Origin of the sequence: Streptomyces sp. LBL (assembly GCF_029893585.1) — a bacterium.
Taxonomy (GTDB): Bacteria; Actinomycetota; Actinomycetes; order Streptomycetales; family Streptomycetaceae; genus Streptomyces.
Genome location: NZ_JARXYX010000006.1, coordinates 20,662 through 41,106 on the forward strand (window position 1 = coordinate 20,662; position 20,445 = coordinate 41,106).

Here is a 20,445-nt window from a genome sequence, read left to right on the forward strand (position 1 = left end):
GCTTGTCCGGGGCGGTCATGATCCTGAAACGTCGCCTCAGTCGCCCCCCCTCAGTCGCCCCCTCAGTCGACCACCCGCAGCAACAGCACCGCCCGCGCCGGCATCGTGATCGCCGCCCCCGCCCGGTGCACGACCCCGGGCGACTCTGCCTGGTCCTCCCTCGACGTGTCGACGACCACCTCGTACCGCTCGGCCCACGGCGGCCCCGGCAGGACGTAGCTCACGGGGCGGTCGCCGGCGTGCAGGACGGCGAGGAAGCTGTCGTCGACGATCGGGACGCCGCGTTCGTCGCGGCCGGGGATGTCCCGGCCGGAGAGGTACATGCCGAGCGTGGCGGCCGGCGCGTACCAGTCCTGTTCCGTCATCTCCTCTCCCCGCGCGGTGAACCAGGCCAGATCCCGCAGGCCGTCCGCCGAGTGGGAGCGGCCGGAGAAGAAGGCGCGGCGGCGCAGGACCGGGTGGCGGTGGCGCAGCCCGATCAGGCGGGAGGTCAGGTCGGACAGAGCCTTCCAGCCCGGGTCCTCCAGCAGGCTCCAGTCGACCCAGCCGATCTCGTTGTCCTGGCAGTACGCGTTGTTGTTGCCCCCCTGCGTGCGTCCCAGCTCGTCGCCCGCGACCAGCATCGGCACGCCCGTCGACAGGAGCAGCGTGGTGAGCAGGTTCCGCAGCTGGCGGCGCCTGAGCGCTTGTACGCGCTGGTCGTCCGTCTCCCCCTCCACGCCGCAGTTCCACGACCGGTTGTCGTCCGTGCCGTCCCGGTTGCCCTCGCCGTTCGCCTCGTTGTGCTTGCGCTCGTACGACACGAGGTCGCGCAGGGTGAAACCGTCGTGCGCGGTGACGAAGTTGACCGAGGCGTAGGGGCGCCGGCCGCCCCACGCGTACAGGTCGCTCGACCCCGACAGGCGGTACCCCAGGTCCCGTACGTCCGGCAGCGCGCCCCGCCAGAAGTCCCGGACCGCGTTGCGGTAGCGGTCGTTCCACTCCGTCCACAGGGGAGGGAACGCACCGACCTGGTAGCCGCCCGACCCCACGTCCCACGGCTCGGCGATCAGCTTCACCCGCCGCAGTACCGGGTCCTGGGCGATGACGGCGAGGAACGGGGACAGCATGTCGACGTCGTGCATGGAGCGGGCCAGCGCCGCCGCCAGGTCGAAACGGAAGCCGTCGACGCCCATCTCCGTCACCCAGTAGCGCAGGGAGTCGGTGATCAGACGGAGCACGTGCGGCTGGACGACGTGCAGGGTGTTGCCGCAGCCCGTGTAGTCGGTGTACCGGCGGGCGTCCGACTGGAGCCGGTAGTAGCCCTGGTTGTCGATGCCCTTCAGGGACAGCGTCGGGCCCAGCTCGCCCGCCTCCGCCGTGTGGTTGTAGACCACGTCGAGGATGACCTCGATCCCGGCCTCGTGCAGCGCCCGCACCATCCGCTTGAACTCGCCGACCTGCTGACCCGTCGTACCGGAGGCGGCGTAGGCCGCGTGCGGCGCGAAGTAACCGATCGAGTTGTAGCCCCAGTAGTTCTTCAGGCCCCGGCGCAGCAGATGGTCCTCGTGCGCGAACTGGTGGACCGGGAGCAGTTCGACCGCCGTCACGCCCAGCTTGACCAGATGCTCGACCGCCGCCGGGTGGGCGAGACCGGCGTACGTCCCGCGCAGCTCCTCCGGAATCCCCGGGTGCCGTCGCGTGAAGCCCCGTACATGCACTTCGTAGATCACCGAGTCCGCCCACGGCGTCTTCGGGCGGCGGTCGTCCATCCACTCGTCGTCGGTGGTGTCGTCGTGGACGACGACCCCCTTCGGGACGTACGGCGCCGAGTCCCGTTCGTCGCGCACGGTGTCCGCGACCTGCTGCTGCGGCCAGTCCCGGACGTGCCCGTACACCTCCGGCGACAGACCGAAGTCGCCGTCCACCGCGCGCGCGTACGGGTCGAGGAGCAGCTTCGCCGGGTTCCACCGGCCGCCGGTCCACGGGTCCCAGCGGCCGTGCACCCGGTAGCCGTAGCGCTGGCCCGGCATCACCCCGGGGACGAAGCCGTGCCAGATCTCGTGCGTGAGCTCGGTGAGCCGGGCGCGCGTCTCCTGGCCGGCCTCGTCGAACAGGCACAGCTCCACGGCTTCCGCGCCGCCCGCCCACAGTGCGAAGTTGGTGCCCGCCACCCCGTCCGGACCGACCCGGAAACGGGCCCCCAACGGCATCGGCGCCCCCGGCCACACCGGGACGCCGGGCGCCCTGCGCGGGTATGTGCCGTTCGCGGCGGCGGGGCGTACGTCCTCGGTGGCGCGTTCCCCGGCCACCGCCTCCTGCTCGGCTGCGCTGGACACCGTTCAGCCTCCCACGGCTCATGGTACGACGGGGAAAAGGGCGTACGGCGTCCCGGTCGCACACCCTCTCGCGTCGTTCTCCCCACTGTTCTGCCCAGAGCTTGGGTCGCACTCACGTTTCCCCGAAGCGTGCCCGGTCGTTGGGGTCGTCGTGAGGCACGTAACTGGGCGCGCAGGGCGCGCGGGGGTCGCACTGGCCGCCGTAATGACATGGGCAGGACTGCTTGCCGGAGCCGCCGGCTGTACCGCGGACGGCACGGGCGGCATCGACATCGGGGGGCTTGGCAAACCCCCGGCCCCCGAGGACACCATCCGGATCACCCCGGACGACGGAGGCAAGGGCGTACGGCCGGGCGACGGCCTGCAGGTACGGGTGCCCAGCGGGCGCCTGGAGTCGGTGAAGGTCGTCAAGTACCAGGACGCGCAGGAGTCCCCGGTCCCCGGGCGTCTCTCCGTCGACGCCCTGAGCTGGGAGCCCGAGGAGGAGAAACTGGCGCTGGCCGCGAAGTACACCGTCGACGCGGTCGCCCTGGACGGCCACGGCCGCCGCTCCGCCCGGCACACCACCTTCACCACGTACGTCCCCGAGGAACGCTTCATCGGATACGCCACCCCGGAGAACCGCTCCACCGTCGGCACCGGGATGATCGTCTCCCTGGACTTCAGCCGGGAGATCGAGCACCGTGCGGCCGTCGAACGGGCCGTCCAGGTCAGCGCCGAGCCGCCCGTGGAGATCCGCCCGCACTGGTTCGGTGGGGGGCGTCTCGACTTCCGCCCCGAGCGGTACTGGAAACCCGGCACCCAGGTCACGGTCTCCCTGCGCCTGCGGGACGTCGAAGGCGCGCCCGGCGTCTACGGCCTCCAGTACCGGACGTTCACCTTCACCGTCGGCCGCAGCCAGGCATCCCTGGTCGACGCGGCCAGGCACACCATGGAGGTGCGGCGCGACGGCGAGTTGCTGACCACGGTGCCGATCACGGCAGGCGCCCCGAAGACGACCACGTACAACGGCCGGATGGTCGTCACCGAGATGCTCGAGGTGACCCGGATGAACGGCGCCACGGTCGGCTTCAAGAAGAAGAACGGCAACGGCGAGTACGACATCCCGGACGTCCCGCACGCCATGCGTCTGACCGACTCCGGCACCTTCCTGCACGGTAACTACTGGGCACCGGACGCCTTCGGCCGGACCAATGTCAGCCACGGCTGCGTGGGCCTGAGGGACGTGAAGGGCGGCGGCTCGGACACGCCCGCGGGCTGGTTCTTCGACCGGAGTCTCGTCGGGGACGTCGTCGAGGTCGTCCACAGCAAGGACAAGAAGGTCGCCCCCGACAACGGTCTCGGCGGATGGAACATGGGCTGGAAGGAGTGGAAGGCGGGCAGCGCGGTGAAGTAACCGGACAGGGGCGCGCCAGAGAGGGGAGCGCCGGGGAGGGGCATGCCAGGGAAGGGTGCGCCGGAGAGGGGAGCGCAGGGGAGGGGCACGCCAGGGACGGGTGCCCCGGCTTTCTGTTGATGTTGGGACGGAACGGTGACCTTTGGCTCACACGATGCTCAAAAACCGATGGTTACTATGCGCCGACGCGTGAGTGAAGCGCGCAGGGGCGCGGGCCCGACCAGGCCCGGCGAGGGGAGCAGAATTGAACGTGCGACCGATATCGGGGGCGTCGGTTGACGCGCGGGGGCGGAGTGGCAAGGGGGTCCTGGCGCTGATATCCGGGGTTCTGCTGCTGGCCGTCACCGCGTGCGGCGGAAGTGGCGGCTCCGACGCGGGGCCGGGCGACGGGAAGGGCGAGAACGCCGGGGCAGCGGGGACGAAGCAGTCGCAGGCGGTCGTCTCCATAGTCCCGAAGGACGGTGCCAAGGCCGTCGACACCAGCGGTGCCCTCAAGGTCAGCGCCGGCCAGGGCAAGCTGACCGAGGTCGAGGTCAAGGACACCAAGGGCACCGCGATAACCGGGACGATCACCGGCAGCGGGGCCTCCTGGACGCCGGCCACGCATCTGGCGGCCGGCACCCGGTACACCGTGCACGCGGTCGCCAGGGACTCCGAGGGCCGTACGGCCGCGGAGGACTCCAGCTTCACGACCCTCACACCGAAGAACACCTTCGTCGGTGACTTCACCCCTGAGGACGGCTCGAAGGTCGGCGTCGGGATGCCGTTCTCGATCCGCTTCACCCGGGGCATCACCCACCCCGAGGACATCGACAAGGCCATCAGCATCAAGACCGAACCGGCCGTCGAGGTCGCGGGCCACTGGTTCGGCAACGACCGCCTCGACTTCCGCCCCGAGAAGTACTGGAAGTCCGGCACCAAGGTCACGGTGAAGCTGAACCTCGACGGCGTCGAGGGCCGGGACGGCGTCTACGGCAAGCAGGACAAGACCGTCTCCTTCACCGTCGGCCGCAACCAGGTCTCCGTCGTGGACGCCAAGAAGCTCACGATGAAGGTCACCCAGGACGGCAGGGTCGTCAAGACCATCCGGGTCACCACCGGCAAGTCCGGCTACGCCACCTGGAACGGCCAGATGGTCATGAGCGAGAAACTCACGGTGACCCGGATGAACGGCGACACGGTCGGCTACGGCGGCGAGTACGACATCAAGGACGTCCCGCACGCCATCCGCCTGACCACCTCCGGCACCTTCATCCACGGCAACTACTGGGGCGGCGACGCCTTCGGCAACTACAACGCCAGCCACGGCTGCGTCGGCCTGAGCGACGTCAAGGGCGGCTACGACAGCGGCGCCCCGGCCGCCTGGCTCTTCAACCACTCCATGGTCGGCGATGTGGTCGTCGTGAAGAACTCCGCCGACGCGACGGTCGCCCCGGACAACGGGCTCAACGGCTGGAACATGTCGTGGGCGAAGTGGACGGCATGAGCGGTGGTTGTTGAACGGCCGCTGTCGAGCGGCGGTCGTCGAGCGGCGGGCGGTGTGACGGTCCCGGAGTGACGGTCCTGATGTGACGGTCCTGATGTGACGGCGGTCCTGGTGTGAGGTACGGCACCGGGCCCGTCGCCGTTAGTGGCCGTTAACCTGGCCTGCATGACCGTGAATCTCGAAGTCGCCGAGGGCGTGGGCACCATCCGCCTCGACCGCCCGCCGATGAACGCGCTGGACGTGGCCACCCAGGACCGGCTGAAGGAGCTCGCCGAGGAGGCCACCCGCCGCGAGGACGTACGGGCCGTGGTGCTCTACGGCGGGGAGAAGGTGTTCGCGGCCGGCGCGGACATCAAGGAGATGCAGACCATGGACCACACGGCGATGGTCCTGCGCTCCCGCGCCCTGCAGGACTCGTTCACCGCGGTGGCCCGGATCCCCAAGCCGGTGGTCGCGGCCGTCACGGGCTACGCGCTGGGCGGCGGCTGCGAACTCACCCTCTGCGCGGACTTCCGGATCGCCGCGGACAACGCCAAGCTGGGCCAGCCGGAGATCCTGCTCGGCCTGATCCCGGGCGCCGGCGGCACCCAGCGGCTGGCCCGGCTGATCGGCCCCTCCAAGGCGAAGGACCTGATCTTCACCGGCCGGATGGTGAAGGCGGACGAGGCGCTGATCCTGGGCCTGGTGGACCGCGTGGTACCGGCCGCCGACGTGTACACCGAGGCGCACGCCTGGGCGGCGAAGCTGGCGAAGGGACCGGCGCTCGCGCTGCGCGCGGCCAAGGAGTCGATCGACACGGGTCTGGAGACGGACATCGAGACGGGCCTGGCCGTCGAACGGAACTGGTTCGCGGGCCTGTTCGCCACGGAGGACCGCGAACGCGGTATGAAGAGCTTCGTCGAAGAAGGCCCCGGCAAGGCGAAATTCCTCTGAACCGCTTGTAGTAGTGCCTCTGGCATATGTCGATCGACTCCGGCGGAATGAGGGACTCCGGGGGGCGCATTCCCCCGGAACGGCCCCAGAGGGTGTCCTGGGCGGCAATGATGGGGGAATGGCGGGGCTGGAGGATATCGAACAGCCGCGGGGAGAGGGCCGTGCGACCGCGGCGCGCTGGTCTCCGACGGTCGAGGACGAACGCGCACTCAAGGCGCTCGAACTGTTCGGCAATCCGACGGAGGCGGAGGTACCGCTGCCGTCCCGCCCCGAGTCCGCCGCCACGGCCCGCAGGCTGGCCCAGGTGGTGGTCCTGCGTGAGTGGGGCCTGACCCCCAAGATGACCGAGGACGTCGTCCTGCTCGTCTCCGAACTGGTCGGCAACGCCGTCCGTCACACCGGCGCCCGAGTCTTCGGCCTCCGCATGCGCCGCCGCCGCGGCTGGATCCGCATCGAGGTCCGCGACCCCTCCCGAGGCCTGCCCTGTCTGATGCCGGTCCAGGGCCTGGACATCAGCGGCCGGGGCCTGTTCCTCGTGGACACGCTGTCCGACCGCTGGGGAGTCGACCTGCTGCCCCGAGGCAAGACGACGTGGTTCGAGATGAGAGTGGCGGACCGTTGAGCCGGTGTTGCCCTACCAGGGGAGGAGCGCCCTGGAGGAGCAACACCCGCACCGGCCGCCGTTCGGGTTAATCGGCAACTTTCCCCCGTAATCCCCCTTAAATGGTGCGGTGACCACGACCGACCGCCGCACGGCGCTGCGCGCGGGCACCGGCCTGCTCGCCGGGAGCGCGCTCACCGCCGGATGCTCCACCACCGGCGGTGCCGTCGCCCACCCGGCCCCCGCCGCGCCGACCCCCCACCCGTCCCGCACCGCCGAGCCCGACCCCTCCCGCCCCGCCGAGCCCGGCCCCCACCCCTCCCGCACCGCCGCCCCGGCCCCCCGCCGTTTCCCGGCCCACCCCACCCAAGTCACCCACGGCCCCCGCACCCATCCCCGCGTCGCCCTCACCTTCCACGGCCAGGGCGACCCCGCCATCGCCCGAGCGCTCCTCGGCGAAGCCGAACGGCACGGCGCCCGCGTCACCGTCCTGGCCGTCGGTACCTGGCTGGACGAACACCCCGACCTGGCCCGCCGCGTCCTCGACGGCGGTCACGACCTCGGCAACCACACCCTCCGCCACCTCGACATCAACGCGAAGCCCGAGACCGAGGCCGAGGCGGAGATCACCGGCTGCGCCGACCGGCTCAGGCGCCTCACCGGCTCCATCGGGACCTGGTTCCGTCCCTCCCGCGCCGCCCGCGCCTCACCCCTCGTCGAACGCCTGGCCCAGCGAGCGGGCTACCCCCACGTCCTCTCCTACGACGTCGACTCCCTCGACTTCACCTCGCCCGGCGCCGCAGCCGTCACCCGCAAGGTCCTCGGCGAGATCCGCAACGGATCCGTGGTGAGCCTGCACTTCGGCTACCCGGACACGGTCGCCGCTCTCCCCGCCGTACTGGAAGAACTCGACCGCCGCGGCCTCTCCGCGGTGACCACCACGGAGCTGCTGAGCTGATGACGCACCGCACCCTCTTGACACACCGCACCCTCTTGACGCATGCCCTGCTCCTCGGCGCCGCCCTCACCGCACTCACCGCCCTCGCCGCGTGCGGCACCGGGAGCAAGGACCCCGCCGCCGAGCCGCCCCGCACCAAGGCGGCCGCCCCCGCACCGACGAAGAAGCAGCCCGTCCAGAGCGGCCTGCCCGGCATGCCGCCCGTCCTCGACCCGAGGGACGTCTACGCGGCCGACCGCCCCAACAACCTCTCCCCGGTGGTCAAGGACTTCCCCTCCCTGGTCTACGTCCCCAACACCGAGTCCGACACGGTCTCCGTCATCGACCCGAAGACGTACGAGGTCGTGAAGACGATCCACGTCGGCCGGCAGCCCCAACACGTCGTGCCCTCCTGGGACCTGAAGACCCTCTGGGTCAACAACAACCGCGGCCACACCCTCACCCCCATCGACCCGAAGACCGGCAGAGTGGGCAAGGAGGTCGCTGTCCACGACCCGTACAACCTCTACTTCACGCCGAACGGCAGGTACGCCGTCGTGATGGCCTCCCTCGACCGCGAACTCGTCTTCCGCGACCCGCACACCATGAAGCGCATCAAGGCCGAGCCGGTCGCCTGCTACGGCGTCAACCACGCCGACTTCTCCCTGGACGGCCGGTACTTCATCGTCTCCTGCGAGTTCAGCGGCGAACTCCTCAAGGTCGACACCGAGAGGATGAAGGTCGTCGGAAAACTGAAGCTGCCCTTCGAAGGGGCCATGCCGCAGGACGTGAAGGTCTCGCCCGACGGGAAGCGCTTCTATGTCGCCGACATGGCGGCCGACGGCATGTGGGTCCTGGACGGCGACACGTTCACCAAGCCGGCCCTCCTGCGCACCGGCAAGGGCGCCCACGGCCTCTACGTCAGCCGCGACTCCCGCGAGATGTACGTGTCCAACCGAGGCGAGGGCACCGTCTCCGTCTTCGACTTCAGGCAGAACAAGCTCATCAGGAAGTGGCACCTGAGCGACGGCGCCAGCCCCGACATGGGCGGTGTCTCGGCCGACGGCAAGGTCCTGTGGCTGTCGGGGCGTTACGACGCCGAGGTGTACGCCATCGACACCCGCACCGGCAAGCTGCTGGCCCGCATCAAGGTCGGCAGCGGCCCGCACGGCCTCGCGGTGTACCCGCAGCCGGGCCGCTACTCCCTGGGACACACGGGGATCTTCCGCTGATCTCCCGACTCCTGCATACCTGCGCACGAGGAGGAGTTCGCCTGGGTGGTCGCCGCACTGGCGGCTCGCCCGGGTCGTTAGTCTGACCTGCGTCAGTCAGACGCCAGCACGGCATGAGAAACACGAACAAAAGGGGCGGATCGGTGGCGGACATCGAAGAGGCACGCAAGCATTTCCAGCGGATCGACACTGACGGTGACGGATTCATCACCGCTGCCGAGTTCAAGACGGCCCTGGCTCAGCAGGGCGACTGGAACGTCACGGAGTCGGTGGCCGAGGTGATCATCAAGAGCCGCGACCTCGACGGCGACAAGGTCCTCTCCTTCGACGAGTTCTGGGCGCACCTGAACAAGTGACGCGCGCGCGGGGGCGTCCGTCCGGTTTCCGGAACGGGCGTCCCTTCGCTGTGCGGGGGCGAGTGTCTCTTCGTGGTGCCGGAGCCGGCCCTTGGGAGGGTCCTGGGAGGGCTGCCAGGCCCCTTCAGTCCCTCTTCGCCCACTCCCGAAGCGCGGCCTTGCTGGCGAAGTTCGCCACGTTCTTGTCCTGCGGGTCGTCGCTGTACTGGTGGAAGCGCCACTTCGCCTTGATCCGGGGCTTGCCGGCGGTCACGTAGTCGGCGATCCAGAGACCGTCGCCGGCGTAGGAGGTGTCGTCCACGTTGAGCCAGTACTCCCGGTTGCAGTAGAGGACGACCCGGTTGTTCGGCCGCAGCGCCCTCAGCTTGCGGATGAAGCTGTCCTTCTCCGCGTTGCCGGCGTGCGTGCCCTCGCCGTTCGTCTCCCAGTCGACGGCGAGGATGTCGCCCGCCTTCTCGGGGGTGTGCTGGACGAAGTACTCCGCCTGGGCGGTGAGGTTCCCCGGCCAGAGGAAGTGGTAGAAGCCGACGACCAGTCCGGCGGCGCGGCCATGTTTCGTCTGGGCGGCGAGTTTCGGGTTGACGTACGAACGCCCCTCGGTCGCCTTGATGAAGACGAAGGAGAGGCCGTCCGTGTCGTAGGAGGACGACTGGTACGCGCTGACGTCGATGCCGCGAAGCATGGGGACTCCTTGAGTGCCTGTGGGGGACAGGAGTTGGCCGGTGACTGGAATCCACCATGGCACGGGTGATCCACGCGTGACGTGGAAACGTCGACTTCGTCGATCACTGAGCGTGTGATCTGCCGGTCGGCAAGAGCGAACCGGGCGAGCCCATCACCGAGACCGCAGTGCGTGAGCTGTACGAGGAAACTGGTGAGCCGCACACGGCTGGCACGATCAGCGATCGGCGGTGCCGGGTGGGACGACCCATTCGGTGGGCTGGCCGGTGAGGGAGGCGATCATGTCGAAGTCACCGTCGTAGTGGAGGACCGTCAGCCGGTTCAGCTCCGCGGTGGCGGCGATGAGGAGATCGGGTAGTGAGAGTGCGCGGTGGAGGCCCGCGTCGAGCGCGTGGCGCTGCACTTCCAGAGCGCGGGTGAAGGTGTCGTCCTCCGTGCGCAGGTATGCGAAGGCGTGGAGCCACGTGCTGATGCGCATCGCCTCCGCGCTGTCCCGCGCCGAGTGGACCATCTCGTACTCGGTGGGTCGGCACACAGAGAGCAGGTAGCGCTCGTGCAGCGGCTTGAGTGCTTCTCGCACGCCCGGTTTCGTCCAGCGGGCCAGGGCGGATCTGTCGATCAGGTAGCGGTCCTGCATCAGGCGGCGCGGCCTCCGTCGTGCCCGTTGTCACGCTTGAGGGAGCCGTCGGTGTTCCGGGGGCCGGTGGTGTCCACGATCTCGCTGAAGTCGAGATCGCCGGCGTCCATGGCGTCGAAGAACTCCTGCCGCAGGTGGCGCTTGACGGCGTCCTCCATGGCGAGACGCACGGCCTTCGCCTTCGTCTTGGTGCCGAAGATACGCATGGCTTCGGTGACCATGTCCTCGTCGAGGTCGATGACGGTCCTCGCCATGTGAATGTCTCCCTTCGTGATGTTTCAGTTCAGTGAACGATACCGCTATTGCCCGGTAATCGATATCGTTTCTGTGGGGGAGGTGGGGGTGATCCGCGCGAAGCTCTGCGTGGTCGATGCCTGGAGGAAGTGGACAAACGGTTCACCCGCCAACCTGCCAACCCGCCACCGACAGCCCGGCGTGGACTTCCGCTCGCGGGGAACTTTCCGCGGTGTGAGCAGGGAATGCCCGACAGCGCCGAGGGACACGAACGCGCTGGGCAGGGTCAGTTCCACTAACACTCGATGATGTTCACCGCGAGCCCGCCCCGTGCCGTCTCCTTGTACTTGACGCTCATGTCCGCGCCGGTGTCCTTCATGGTCTTGATGACCTTGTCCAGGGACACCTTGTGGGAGCCGTCGCCGCGCATCGCCATCCGGGCGGCTGTGACCGCCTTCACCGCGCCCATGCCGTTGCGTTCGATGCAGGGGATCTGGACCAGGCCGCCGACCGGGTCGCAGGTGAGGCCGAGGTTGTGTTCCATGCCGATCTCGGCCGCGTTCTCGACCTGTTCGGGGGATCCGCCCAGGACCTCCGCCAGCGCGCCCGCCGCCATCGAGCAGGCCGAGCCGACCTCGCCCTGGCAGCCGACCTCGGCGCCGGAGATGGACGCGTTCTCCTTGAAGAGCATGCCGATGGCGCCGGCGGCGAGCAGGAAGCGGACCACTCCGTCCTCGTCGGCGCCCGGCACGAAGTTGATGTAGTAGTGGAGCACCGCCGGGATGATGCCCGCCGCGCCGTTCGTCGGCGCCGTCACCACCCGGCCGCCCGCCGCGTTCTCCTCGTTCACCGCCATCGCGTAGAGCGTGATCCACTCCATCGCGTGCGGCAACGGGTCGCCCGCCGCGCGGAGTTGGCGGGCGGAGACGGCCGCGCGGCGGCGGACCTTCAGGCCGCCCGGGAGGATGCCCTCACGAGACATACCCCGTGACACGCACGCCTGCATCACCCCCCAGATCTCCAGCAACCCCGCGCGGATCTCGTCGTCGGTGCGCCAGGCCCGCTCGTTCTCCAGCAGTAGCGCGGAGATCGACAGACCTGTCTCCTTCGTCAGCCGCAACAACTCGTCGCCGGTGCGGAAGGGGTACTTCAGGACCGCGTCGTCGAGCTTGATACGGTCCGCGCCCGCCGCGTCCTCGTCCACCACGAATCCGCCGCCGACCGAGTAGTACGTCTTCGACAGCAGCTCCGCCCCCGAGGCGTCGTACGCCCACAGGGTCATGCCGTTCGCGTGGTACGGGAGGGTCTTACGGCGGTGCAGGACCAGGTCGTCGTCGAAGGCGAAGCCGATCTCGTGCTCGCCGAGGAGGCGGATGCGGCCCGTCTCCTTGATCCGTGCCACCCGGTCGTCGGCCGACTCGACGTCCACCGTGCCCGGCGAGTCGCCTTCGAGGCCGAGCAGCACCGCCTTGGGCGTGCCGTGGCCGTGACCGGTCGCGCCGAGCGAGCCGTACAGCTCGGTCCGTACGGAGGCGGTCGTATCCAGCAGGCCCTCGTTGCGCAGCCGGCGGGCGAACATGCGTGCCGCGCGCATCGGGCCGACCGTGTGGGAGCTGGACGGGCCGATGCCGATCGAGAACAGATCGAAGACCGATAGGGCCACGGGGACTCCTCAGTGCGGGTGGTGGGGCACCCCGGTTCAGTGCGGGTGGTGGGGCACCCGGGGCCGGGTGCCCCACCGGGACTTACTTGGGCCTACTTGGTCAGACCGGGGTACAGCGGGTGCTTGTCCGCCAGTGCCGTCACCCGGGACTTCAGGGCCTCCACGTCGGCTTCCCCGAAGGTCGCGGGCGCCTTCAGGACCTCCGCGATGACGTCCGCGACCTCGGCGAAGTCCTCGGCCGTGAAGCCGCGGGTGGCCAGGGCGGGCGTGCCGATGCGCAGGCCCGAGGTGACCATCGGGGGGCGCGGGTCGTTCGGGACGGCGTTGCGGTTGACCGTGATGCCGACCGCGTGGAGACGGTCCTCGGCCTGCCTGCCGTCCAGCTCGGACTCCCGCAGGTCGACCAGGATCAGGTGCACGTCGGTGCCGCCGGAGAGCACGTTGACGCCGGCCTCGCGGGCGTCCGGCGCGGTCAGCCGCTCGGCGAGGATCCGCGCGCCTTCGACCGTGCGGCGCTGACGCTCCTTGAAGTCCTCCGAGGCGGCGACCTTGAAGGAGACCGCCTTGGCCGCGATCACGTGCTCCAGGGGACCGCCCTGGAAGCCCGGGAAGACGGACGAGTTCAGCTTCTTCGCGAAGTCCTTCTTGGCGAGGATGATGCCGCCGCGGGGGCCGCCCAGCGTCTTGTGGGTGGTGGAGGTGACCACGTCCGCGTACTCCACCGGGTTGGGGTGCAGCCCCGCCGCGACCAGACCCGCGAAGTGCGCCATGTCGACCCACAGGTAGGCCTCGACCTCGTCCGCGATCCGGCGGAACTCCGCGAAGTCCAGCTGCCGCGGGTACGCCGACCAGCCCGCGATGATCACCTTCGGCCGGTGCTCCTTGGCGAGCCGCTCCAGCTCGGCCATGTCGACCAGGCCGGTCTCGGCGTCCACGTGGTAGGCGACCACGTTGAACTGCTTGCCGGAGAAGTTCAGCCGCATCCCGTGGGTCAGATGGCCGCCGTGCGCCAGGTCCAGGCCGAGAATGGTGTCGCCGGGCTGGGCCAGCGCGAACAGGGCCGCCTGGTTGGCGGAGGCGCCCGAGTGGGGCTGGACGTTGGCGTACTCGGCGCCGAACAGCTCCTTGACCCGGTCGATGGCGATCTGCTCGGTCACGTCGACGTGCTCGCAGCCGCCGTAGTAACGGCGGCCCGGGTAGCCCTCGGCGTACTTGTTGGTCAGGACGGAGCCCTGCGCCTCCAGCACCGCGACCGGCGCGAAGTTCTCGGAGGCGATCATCTCCAGGGTGGACTGCTGGCGGACCAGCTCGGCGTCGACAGCGGCGGCGACCTCGGGGTCGAGCTCGTGCAGGGGCGTGTTCAGAACAGACATCAGGTGTACGACTCCTCAGCCGGCGGAAAGGGCGGTGTACTCGTCGGCGGAGAGCAGGTCGCCGGGCTCCTTGGCGACGCGCACCTTGAACAGCCAACCACCCTCGAAGGGGGCGGAGTTCACCAGCGACGGGTCGTTGACGACGTCCTCGTTGACCTCGGTGACCTCGCCGGTCACCGGGGAGTACAGGTCGCTGACCGACTTGGTCGACTCCAGCTCGCCGCAGGTCTCGCCCGCGGTCACGCCGGCACCGACCTCCGGGAGCTGGACGAAGACGACGTCACCGAGCGCGTTGGCCGCGTGCTCCGTGATACCGACCGTCGAGACGCCGTCCTCGGCGCCCGACAGCCACTCGTGCTCCTTGCTGTAGCGCAGCTGCTGGGGGTTGCTCATGACCTGAATTCTCCTGTACGCGGGGGAGTGACTGGTGAACGGGGGGCTGCTGGTGTACGGGGCCTGCTGGTGTACGGGGCCTGCTGGTGTACGGGGCCTGCTGGTGTACGGGGGCTGCTGGAAACGTGCGTGAGCAGCGAACCTGTGTGCAGGGTTCCGCACACCGGCTGCTTCCGGTCTCTCCTCACGGGGCTTGGGGAAGTCTCCACGTCCGGCGCCTTGGGGAAGTCTCCACCTTCGGCGCCTGGAAGGAGTCTCCACCTTCCGGGGCCTGGAGGAGTCCCTACTTACGGCGCTTGTAGAACGGCAGCGCCACGACCTCGTACGGCTCGTGACTGCCCCGGATGTCCACCCCGACACCGGGGGTGCCCGGCGCCGCGTGGGTGGCGTCGACGTACGCCATGGCGAGGGGCTTGCCCAGCGTGGGGGAGGGGGCCCCGGAGGTGACCTCACCGATCACCTGGCCGTCGGCGACGACCGCGTATCCGGCACGGGGGACGCGGCGGCCCTCGGCGACCAGGCCGACGAGGACGCGCGGGGGGTCCGTCTCCGCACGGGCGGCGGCCTGCCGGAGTGCCTCGCGCCCGACGAAGTCGCCCTCCTTCTCGAACTTCACGACCCGGCCGAGACCCGCGTCGAAGGGGGTGAGGGAGGTCGACAGCTCGTGCCCGTACAGGGGCATGCCCGCCTCCAGGCGCAGGGTGTCCCGGCAGGACAGCCCGCAGGGGACCAGGCCGACACCCTCGCCCGCCTCGGTCAGCGCCTGCCACAGTTCCACGGCGTGCTCCGGCTTCACGAACAGCTCGAAGCCGTCCTCGCCGGTGTAGCCGGTGCGCGCGATCAGCGCCGGGACGCCCGCCACCGTGCCGGGCAGGCCGGCGTAGTACTTCAGGCCGTCCAGGTCGGCGTCGGTGAGGGACTTCAGGATTCCCGGCGACTCGGGACCCTGCACGGCGATCAGGGCGTAGGCGTCCCGGTCGTCGCGGACCTCGGCGTCGAAGCCCGCCGCCCGCTCGGTCAACGCGTCCAGGACGACCTGGGCGTTGGAGGCGTTGGCGACGACGAGGTACTCGGTCTCGGCCCGCCGGTAGACGATCAGGTCGTCGAGGATGCCGCCGTCGGCGCGGCAGATCATGGTGTAGCGGGCGCGGCCGACCGTGACGCCGCCGATGTTGCCGACGAGGGCGTGGTCCAGGAGTGCGGCGGCCTGCGGACCGGTGACGGTGATCTCGCCCATGTGGGAGAGGTCGAAGAGCCCGGCCCTCGTCCGCACGGCGTTGTGCTCGTCGCGCTCGGAGCCGTAGCGCAGGGGCATGTCCCAGCCGGCGAAGTCGGTCATCGTCGCGCCGAGTGAACGATGCAGGGCGTCGAGCGCGGTGCGGCGCTTGTCGGGGGGTGCGGTGCTGCTCATCGGACGGTTGTCTCCCAAGGCGATGGCGTCCCCCGCGCCGGCGAAGCCGGGCGTGAGGGAGGGCGAGGTGGTTCCTCCCCATCTGTCATCGGAACCTGAGAGGTTCGTCGGGACCCCGCGAACGGTGGACCACGACTTGCACCGTGGGTGGAGCCACCGGAAACAGCGGCCCGCTTTTCAGATGTGCCTCGCCCACGCGGTAAGGGGGCCTGAGAGATTCAAGGGAGGGACTTGCTCCTTCGGCGCCCGGGCACCCGTACGACATACGACACACGTAGGACGTACGTACGACCCGGAACTCTCCCGCGCGGATTCAAGCGGCCGGTATGCAGTTGGCGCCGACATCATTGCACGCATCGCTCGCGTACGGCAGGGCGGCATCTGTAACCGGCTTGTGGCAGGGCGGGCATGAAAACGCGAGACGCCGCGCATTACCTTCTCTTTACACTCGACGGGGAGGGGACTCGTGACCACCCCAGGGGAGGACGATCACGGTGAACAGGCCTACGGCGTACACGGCGTACGCGACCACCTCGGCACTCGCGCTGTCCCAGCAGCCGACGGCCCCTGTCAGAGAGGCCTGCGGCCCGCTCGGCGCAGCCGTCGTCCGTGACCTGCGTGAGCGCGGCGGTCACAGCCCGCACGCCCTGCTCTTCGGCCCCCAGGACCTCGTCGTGATCACGGGTCTGCCCGGCAGCGGCAAGTCGACGCTGATGCGGCGCACGGTGAAGGGCGCACGCATCGACTCCCAGGACACCCGCGACCGCTGGGACGCGCGGATGCGCCGCTTCCTGCCGTACGCGGTCTACCGCCCGCTCGTCCGTCTCGCGCACTACGCCGGTCTGCGCAGCGCCCTGCGCTCCGGTGCGGGCGTCGTCGTGCACGACTGCGGTACGCAGGCCTGGGTGCGCTCCTGGCTGGCCCGCGAGGCCCGCCGCCGGGCAGGCACCCTGCACCTGCTGCTGCTCGACGTCACGCCGGACACCGCCCTGGAGGGCCAGCGCGAGCGTGGCCGCGGGGTTTCGCGGTACGCGTTCCTGCGTCACCGGGGCGCGGCCTCCCGCCTGATCAGCTCCGTGGAGAAGGGCGACCTGCCCCCGGGCTGCGGCTCGGCGGTCCTGATCGACCGGGACGCGGCGAACGTGCTGCGCCGGATCGGCTTCACGGGCTGAGGGGCGCGGGCTCACCGGTTTCGTCGGTCGGGAGGTTGGGGCTCACGGGTTCCGTCGGGTCGGGTGGTTCGGGTGGTTGGGGCTCACGGGTTCCGTCGGGTCGGGTGGTTCGGGTGGTTGGGGCTCACCGGTTTCGTCGGGTCGGGTGGTTCGGGTGGTTGGGGCTCACGGGTTCCGTCGGGTCGGGTGGTTCGGGCGGTCAGGGCTCACCGGTTCCACCGGTTCCACCGGTTCCACCGGTTCCACCGGTTCCACCGGTTCCACCGGTTCCACCGGTTCCACCGGTTCCACCGGTTCCACCGGTCGCGCCGGGCTGGTCTTCCGGGTGGAGAGGGCCGAGCCAACGGTTCAGCGGTCCGGGGCCTCTCGGGGGCGCTCCGTACCCGCTAGCCTTTTCAGCCACAGCAAGCGGCACTCGGCAGGCGGTAGGCAGGCAGATGGACTTCCCGGCGGATCTTCCCGCTGACTTTCCGGGCTTTTCGGGCTTCCCGGCACAGGCGCACCCCCACCCCCACCCGCACGGCGGATGGCCCGGCAACGAGTTGGAGGAGGTGCTCTCCGTCTCCCTCGGTATCCCCGGGGCGGGCGGGCGGATCATCGAGGTGCTCGGCCGCAGCTTCGTCTGGGTGCCGTTGCCCAACGGCGGCGGCCCGCACAGCGGTCCCCTCGACCTGCCCACGCTGGAGATCGAGGGCCAGGCCTACGTGCCGGTGTTCAGCTCCGAGGAACAGTTCCGTCAGGTGGTCGGCTCGCACATGTCGTACACCATCGCCCCGGCCGTCGAGTTCGCCCGCGGTCTGCCGCCCCAGGTCGGCCTCGCGGTGAACCCGGACGGTGTGGTCGGCGTCCCGCTCCCGCCGGCGGCGGTCGCCGACCTGTGCCGGGCGGGCCGTACCGCGCTGGACGGCCAGGCGGCCGGCGGCCGGGTCAAGCTCTACGAGCCCGACTGGCAGGACGACCCGGTGGACTTCCTGGCCGCCGCCTCGGGCGAGTTCGCCGCGACCGGCGTGGTCCTCACCGGCCGCCGCTGTCTCGCCACCATCGAAACAGCCGACCCGGTGATGTTCGTGGGCGTCGAACTCGCCCAGTGGGAGGGCGACCTGCGGGCCCTCCCCATGGAAGCCCTGGCCCGGGCCCTCGGCGCGGTCCCGGCGCCCTGGCCGGTCAACCTCGTCCTCCTGGACGTGACGGACGACCCGGTGGGCCACTGGATGCGAGAACAGGTACGGCCCTTCTACACCAGGGACCACTGACCACTGGAGACTCCGTCAGGAGCAACCCGCCCCTGGGTGGCTCGCCCTCGGGGCGTCTCACCCGGGGGCGTCTCACCGGGGGGGGGAACCGCGCGACCAGCCCCCGCAGTCCCCACCCGCAGACCCCGGACGACCCCCGAGCTCTTGGCGGCCGTTGTCGGTGGAGAGACCTAAGCTGGTTTCATATCCGGGGCACACTCTCGAAGGGGCGGTACAGGTGAGCGCCAGCGGCATCGCGACCGGGCAGGTCGAGCACATGCTGCGCCAGGTGACGCCCGGGCGTTACGACGCCTATGAGGCACTCCTGCGCGCGCTCGCGACCCCCTCCTCGGGCCAGGTGTGGATGCTGCTGTGGCACGGCCAGGCCGGCTCCCCCGACGCCCAGTACGGAAACATGCAGGTCGAGGGGTACGGATACGCGCCCTGCGTGACCTCCGCGCAGGAACTGTCCGCCAGTGGCTGGAACAGGTCGTACGAGGTGGTCGACGGCCTCGATGTGGCCCGCACCCTCTACCCCGACCACTACGGCCTCTGGCTCAACCCGCACGCCCCGGGCGGCGGCGTCGGTATCCCCTGGCTCGATCTGCGCCGTGTCGCCACCGGGCTGGAGCGTCAGCCCGCGGGGCCCCTGAGACTGTCCGAGCCTGCGATCGAGATTCCGCAGTTCTACGCCCTGCTCGCGCAGAACGCCCACCGCACCCCGGCGGTCCGCGCGTTGCGCCGCGCCTGGGTGCAGCCCGCGCTCGGGGCGCCGTATCTCGCCGTCGGTCTCGATGTGTACGACACCAGCCCGCCGGCCGTGGACTCCGTGCGCGCGATGATGCAGCAGTCCATCGGCGCGGTCCCGGACGGGCTGCCGGTGTCGACGGTGGCGATGTCCGACGAGTACGACCCGGTCGCCCTGTGGATGCGGGCCAATGCCCGCCCCTTCTACGACCGCGAGGCGCACGGCGCCCCCGCCCGGTCCCCGGCGGCCGGATACGGGTATCCGCAGGCCCGTGGCGGCTACTGAGCCGATCGCTTCCCGGTGTCTCTCCGGCGTCTCACAGACAACGACCCCGTGTTGTCTTCGCGCGTAGATAAGGGTGAATGATCCACTTGTTTTCCTGTTTGTCCCATTTAGCCACCGTCCGACCCTCGTTACCCGGCGTCCGGATAACGGAACCCTACTGGGTGCATCACGTTTATGCATCCTTTCACCGTCAAGTCTGGCAACAGATCGCCAAAGCGTTGAAGACTCCGGCTCCAGGGGCGGTTCGCCCTGAGTACGACGGACTGATCACGCCGCCACAGCGGCAAGTGCGGACCGGCTACCGCCGGTTGAGAGGGGTCCCTGCCTGATGACGGCACCATTGCACGAGCCGACCGCGGAAGCGGCCCCGAGCGCGGCCCAAGAAGCGGCGGTCGCCGCTGCCGGAACGAAGGCTGTTCAAGGACGTTCCCTGGGCCGGATCGCCTGGGAGCGCCTCAAGCGGGACAAGCTCGCGCTGACGGGCGGCGCGGTCGTCCTCGTCCTCATCCTGCTCGCCGTGCTCGCGCCGGTGATCACCAGCTTGCTCGGGCAGGACCCCGACGCCTACCACGAGAACCTCATCGACCCGCTGTTCGGCACCCCCAAGGGCTCCTTGGGCGGCATCAGCGGCGACCACCTGCTGGGCGTCGAGCCGGTCAACGGCCGCGACATCTTCGCCCGCATCCTCTACGGCGCCCGGGTCTCGCTCCTGGTCGGCTTCCTGTCGGCCGTGGTCGCCGTGGTCCTCGGCACGGTGCTGGGCATCCTGGCAGGCTTCTTCGGCGGCTGGGTGGACTCGCTCGTCAGCCGAGTGATGGACGCTCTGCTCGCCTTCCCGCAGTTGCTGTTCACGATCGCCCTGGTCTCCGTCATGCCGAGCAGCATGCTGGGCCTGAACGGGTCCAACGTGCGCGTGTTCGTGATGATCCTGGTCATCGGCTTCTTCGGCTGGCCCTACATCGGACGCGTGGTGCGCGGTCAGACGCTCTCGATGCGTGAGCGCGAGTACGTCGAGGCCGCCCGGTCACTGGGCGCCGGGCGGTTCTACATCCTTTTCAAGGAACTGCTGCCCAACCTTGTCGCGCCGATCGTCGTCTACACGACGATGATGATCCCCACCAACATCCTCACTGAGGCGGCACTCAGCTTCCTGGGTGTGGGCGTCAAGCCGCCCACGTCCTCCTGGGGGCAGATGCTCTCGAGCGCGATCGACTACTACGAGTCGGACCCCATGTACATGGTGGTCCCGGGTGTGGCGATCTTCATCACCGTTCTTGCCTTCAACCTCTTCGGCGACGGCGTGCGGGACGCGCTGGACCCGAAGGGCTCCCGCTGAACTGCCGTACTCAAAGCTTCC

General features: G+C 69.8%; 19 protein-coding genes, 1 pseudogene and 1 riboswitch. Of the genes and pseudogenes, 12 read left to right on the plus strand and 8 right to left on the minus strand.

Features of this window, described 5'->3' with window-relative positions; genetic code table 11:
- Window positions 1-62: 62 nt before the first annotated feature.
- Complete coding sequence (gene glgX / locus M2271_RS08735) at window positions 63-2,318, minus strand: glycogen debranching protein GlgX (RefSeq protein WP_280886537.1); 2,256 nt, start codon at window positions 2,316-2,318, stop codon at window positions 63-65.
- Window positions 2,319-2,523: 205 nt separating this feature from the next.
- On the opposite strand from glgX, the gene M2271_RS08740 reads away from it, so the two are divergent.
- The 7 genes from M2271_RS08740 (at window position 2,524) to M2271_RS08770 (ending at window position 9,259) form a co-directional block, all read left to right on the plus strand.
- A complete protein-coding gene (locus tag M2271_RS08740) occupies window positions 2,524-3,714 on the plus strand; it encodes an Ig-like domain-containing protein (protein WP_280886538.1) in 1,191 nt (396 codons plus the stop codon).
- A 244-nt stretch (window positions 3,715-3,958) separates the two neighbouring features.
- The gene (locus M2271_RS08745) at window positions 3,959-5,200 is read left to right on the plus strand and encodes an Ig-like domain-containing protein (protein WP_280886539.1); all 1,242 of its coding nucleotides are present in this window, start codon (window positions 3,959-3,961) and stop codon (window positions 5,198-5,200) included.
- Window positions 5,201-5,365: 165 nt separating this feature from the next.
- Window positions 5,366-6,133 (plus strand): enoyl-CoA hydratase-related protein, encoded by a 768-nt coding sequence (locus M2271_RS08750; protein WP_280886540.1) that lies wholly within the window; start codon window positions 5,366-5,368, stop codon window positions 6,131-6,133.
- Between the two features lie 118 nt (window positions 6,134-6,251).
- Window positions 6,252-6,755: an ATP-binding protein gene (locus M2271_RS08755; protein ID WP_280886541.1), complete on the plus strand. Its 504-nt coding sequence runs from the start codon at window positions 6,252-6,254 to the stop codon at window positions 6,753-6,755.
- 109 nt (window positions 6,756-6,864) lie between these two features.
- A complete protein-coding gene (locus tag M2271_RS08760; protein ID WP_280886542.1) occupies window positions 6,865-7,692 on the plus strand; it encodes a polysaccharide deacetylase family protein in 828 nt (275 codons plus the stop codon).
- Entirely contained in the window at window positions 7,692-8,903 is a 1,212-nt protein-coding gene (locus M2271_RS08765; protein ID WP_280886543.1) for a hypothetical protein, read from the plus strand. The genes M2271_RS08760 and M2271_RS08765 overlap by 1 nt, the downstream gene beginning before the upstream one ends.
- A gap of 143 nt (window positions 8,904-9,046) precedes the next feature.
- A complete protein-coding gene (locus tag M2271_RS08770; protein ID WP_280886544.1) occupies window positions 9,047-9,259 on the plus strand; it encodes an EF-hand domain-containing protein in 213 nt (70 codons plus the stop codon).
- Window positions 9,260-9,383: 124 nt separating this feature from the next.
- On the opposite strand, the gene M2271_RS08775 is transcribed toward M2271_RS08770, so the two are convergent.
- On the minus strand, window positions 9,384-9,941 hold the full coding sequence (locus tag M2271_RS08775; protein ID WP_280886545.1) for a GH25 family lysozyme: 558 nt from the start codon (window positions 9,939-9,941) through the stop codon (window positions 9,384-9,386).
- 116 nt (window positions 9,942-10,057) lie between these two features.
- On the opposite strand from M2271_RS08775, the pseudogene M2271_RS08780 reads away from it, so the two are divergent.
- Window positions 10,058-10,135: pseudogene (locus M2271_RS08780) on the plus strand (NUDIX domain-containing protein); the annotation flags it as partial.
- A gap of 22 nt (window positions 10,136-10,157) precedes the next feature.
- Here M2271_RS08780 and M2271_RS08785 read toward each other — a convergent pair.
- From M2271_RS08785 to gcvT, 6 genes are all read right to left on the minus strand, one after another.
- Window positions 10,158-10,577 (minus strand): PIN domain nuclease, encoded by a 420-nt coding sequence (locus tag M2271_RS08785; protein ID WP_280886546.1) that lies wholly within the window; start codon window positions 10,575-10,577, stop codon window positions 10,158-10,160.
- Window positions 10,577-10,831 carry a type II toxin-antitoxin system VapB family antitoxin gene (locus M2271_RS08790; RefSeq protein ID WP_280886547.1) on the minus strand — a complete coding sequence of 85 codons (255 nt, stop codon included), beginning with the start codon at window positions 10,829-10,831 and terminating at the stop codon, window positions 10,577-10,579. The genes M2271_RS08785 and M2271_RS08790 overlap by 1 nt, the downstream gene beginning before the upstream one ends.
- A gap of 275 nt (window positions 10,832-11,106) precedes the next feature.
- Window positions 11,107-12,474 (minus strand): L-serine ammonia-lyase, encoded by a 1,368-nt coding sequence (locus tag M2271_RS08795; protein WP_280886548.1) that lies wholly within the window; start codon window positions 12,472-12,474, stop codon window positions 11,107-11,109.
- Window positions 12,475-12,566: 92 nt separating this feature from the next.
- A complete protein-coding gene (gene glyA / locus M2271_RS08800) occupies window positions 12,567-13,847 on the minus strand; it encodes a serine hydroxymethyltransferase (protein ID WP_280886549.1) in 1,281 nt (426 codons plus the stop codon).
- 15 nt (window positions 13,848-13,862) lie between these two features.
- Window positions 13,863-14,240, minus strand: a complete 378-nt coding sequence (gcvH, locus tag M2271_RS08805) for a glycine cleavage system protein GcvH (RefSeq protein WP_280886550.1) — start codon at window positions 14,238-14,240, stop codon at window positions 13,863-13,865.
- Window positions 14,241-14,523: 283 nt separating this feature from the next.
- On the minus strand, window positions 14,524-15,651 hold the full coding sequence (gene gcvT, locus M2271_RS08810; RefSeq protein ID WP_280886551.1) for a glycine cleavage system aminomethyltransferase GcvT: 1,128 nt from the start codon (window positions 15,649-15,651) through the stop codon (window positions 14,524-14,526).
- Window positions 15,652-15,838: 187 nt separating this feature from the next.
- Window positions 15,839-15,967, minus strand: a riboswitch (glycine riboswitch).
- Between the two features lie 172 nt (window positions 15,968-16,139).
- Between gcvT and M2271_RS08815 the strand changes: the two genes are divergently transcribed.
- The 4 genes from M2271_RS08815 to M2271_RS08830 all read left to right on the plus strand — a co-directional run bounded on the left by M2271_RS08815 (window position 16,140) and on the right by M2271_RS08830 (window position 20,424).
- Window positions 16,140-16,823 (plus strand): AAA family ATPase, encoded by a 684-nt coding sequence (locus M2271_RS08815; RefSeq protein WP_280886778.1) that lies wholly within the window; start codon window positions 16,140-16,142, stop codon window positions 16,821-16,823.
- 437 nt (window positions 16,824-17,260) lie between these two features.
- Window positions 17,261-18,076, plus strand: coding sequence for an enhanced serine sensitivity protein SseB (locus M2271_RS08820; RefSeq protein WP_280886552.1), 816 nt, complete (start codon window positions 17,261-17,263; stop codon window positions 18,074-18,076).
- Between the two features lie 217 nt (window positions 18,077-18,293).
- A complete protein-coding gene (locus tag M2271_RS08825) occupies window positions 18,294-19,088 on the plus strand; it encodes an enhanced serine sensitivity protein SseB C-terminal domain-containing protein (protein ID WP_280886553.1) in 795 nt (264 codons plus the stop codon).
- Window positions 19,089-19,416: 328 nt separating this feature from the next.
- The gene (locus M2271_RS08830; protein WP_280886554.1) at window positions 19,417-20,424 is read left to right on the plus strand and encodes an ABC transporter permease; all 1,008 of its coding nucleotides are present in this window, start codon (window positions 19,417-19,419) and stop codon (window positions 20,422-20,424) included.
- Window positions 20,425-20,445 lie beyond the last annotated feature (21 nt).

What these genes read in the sequence shown, in the direction of transcription:
- M2271_RS08740 (WP_280886538.1), top strand. Translation starts at nt 2,524, where the DNA reads ATGACATGGGCAGGACTGCTTGCCGGAGCCGCCGGCTGTACCGCGGAC.
- M2271_RS08750 (WP_280886540.1), top strand. Translation starts at nt 5,366, where the DNA reads ATGACCGTGAATCTCGAAGTCGCCGAGGGCGTGGGCACCATCCGCCTC.
- M2271_RS08755 (WP_280886541.1), top strand. Translation starts at nt 6,252, where the DNA reads ATGGCGGGGCTGGAGGATATCGAACAGCCGCGGGGAGAGGGCCGTGCG.
- M2271_RS08765 (WP_280886543.1), top strand. Translation starts at nt 7,692, where the DNA reads ATGACGCACCGCACCCTCTTGACACACCGCACCCTCTTGACGCATGCC.
- M2271_RS08775 (WP_280886545.1), bottom strand. Translation starts at nt 9,941, where the DNA reads ATGCTTCGCGGCATCGACGTCAGCGCGTACCAGTCGTCCTCCTACGAC.
- M2271_RS08785 (WP_280886546.1), bottom strand. Translation starts at nt 10,577, where the DNA reads ATGCAGGACCGCTACCTGATCGACAGATCCGCCCTGGCCCGCTGGACG.
- M2271_RS08790 (WP_280886547.1), bottom strand. Translation starts at nt 10,831, where the DNA reads ATGGCGAGGACCGTCATCGACCTCGACGAGGACATGGTCACCGAAGCC.
- glyA (WP_280886549.1), bottom strand. Translation starts at nt 13,847, where the DNA reads ATGTCTGTTCTGAACACGCCCCTGCACGAGCTCGACCCCGAGGTCGCC.
- gcvH (WP_280886550.1), bottom strand. Translation starts at nt 14,240, where the DNA reads ATGAGCAACCCCCAGCAGCTGCGCTACAGCAAGGAGCACGAGTGGCTG.
- gcvT (WP_280886551.1), bottom strand. Translation starts at nt 15,651, where the DNA reads ATGAGCAGCACCGCACCCCCCGACAAGCGCCGCACCGCGCTCGACGCC.
- M2271_RS08820 (WP_280886552.1), top strand. Translation starts at nt 17,261, where the DNA reads ATGGACTTCCCGGCGGATCTTCCCGCTGACTTTCCGGGCTTTTCGGGC.
- M2271_RS08830 (WP_280886554.1), top strand. Translation starts at nt 19,417, where the DNA reads ATGACGGCACCATTGCACGAGCCGACCGCGGAAGCGGCCCCGAGCGCG.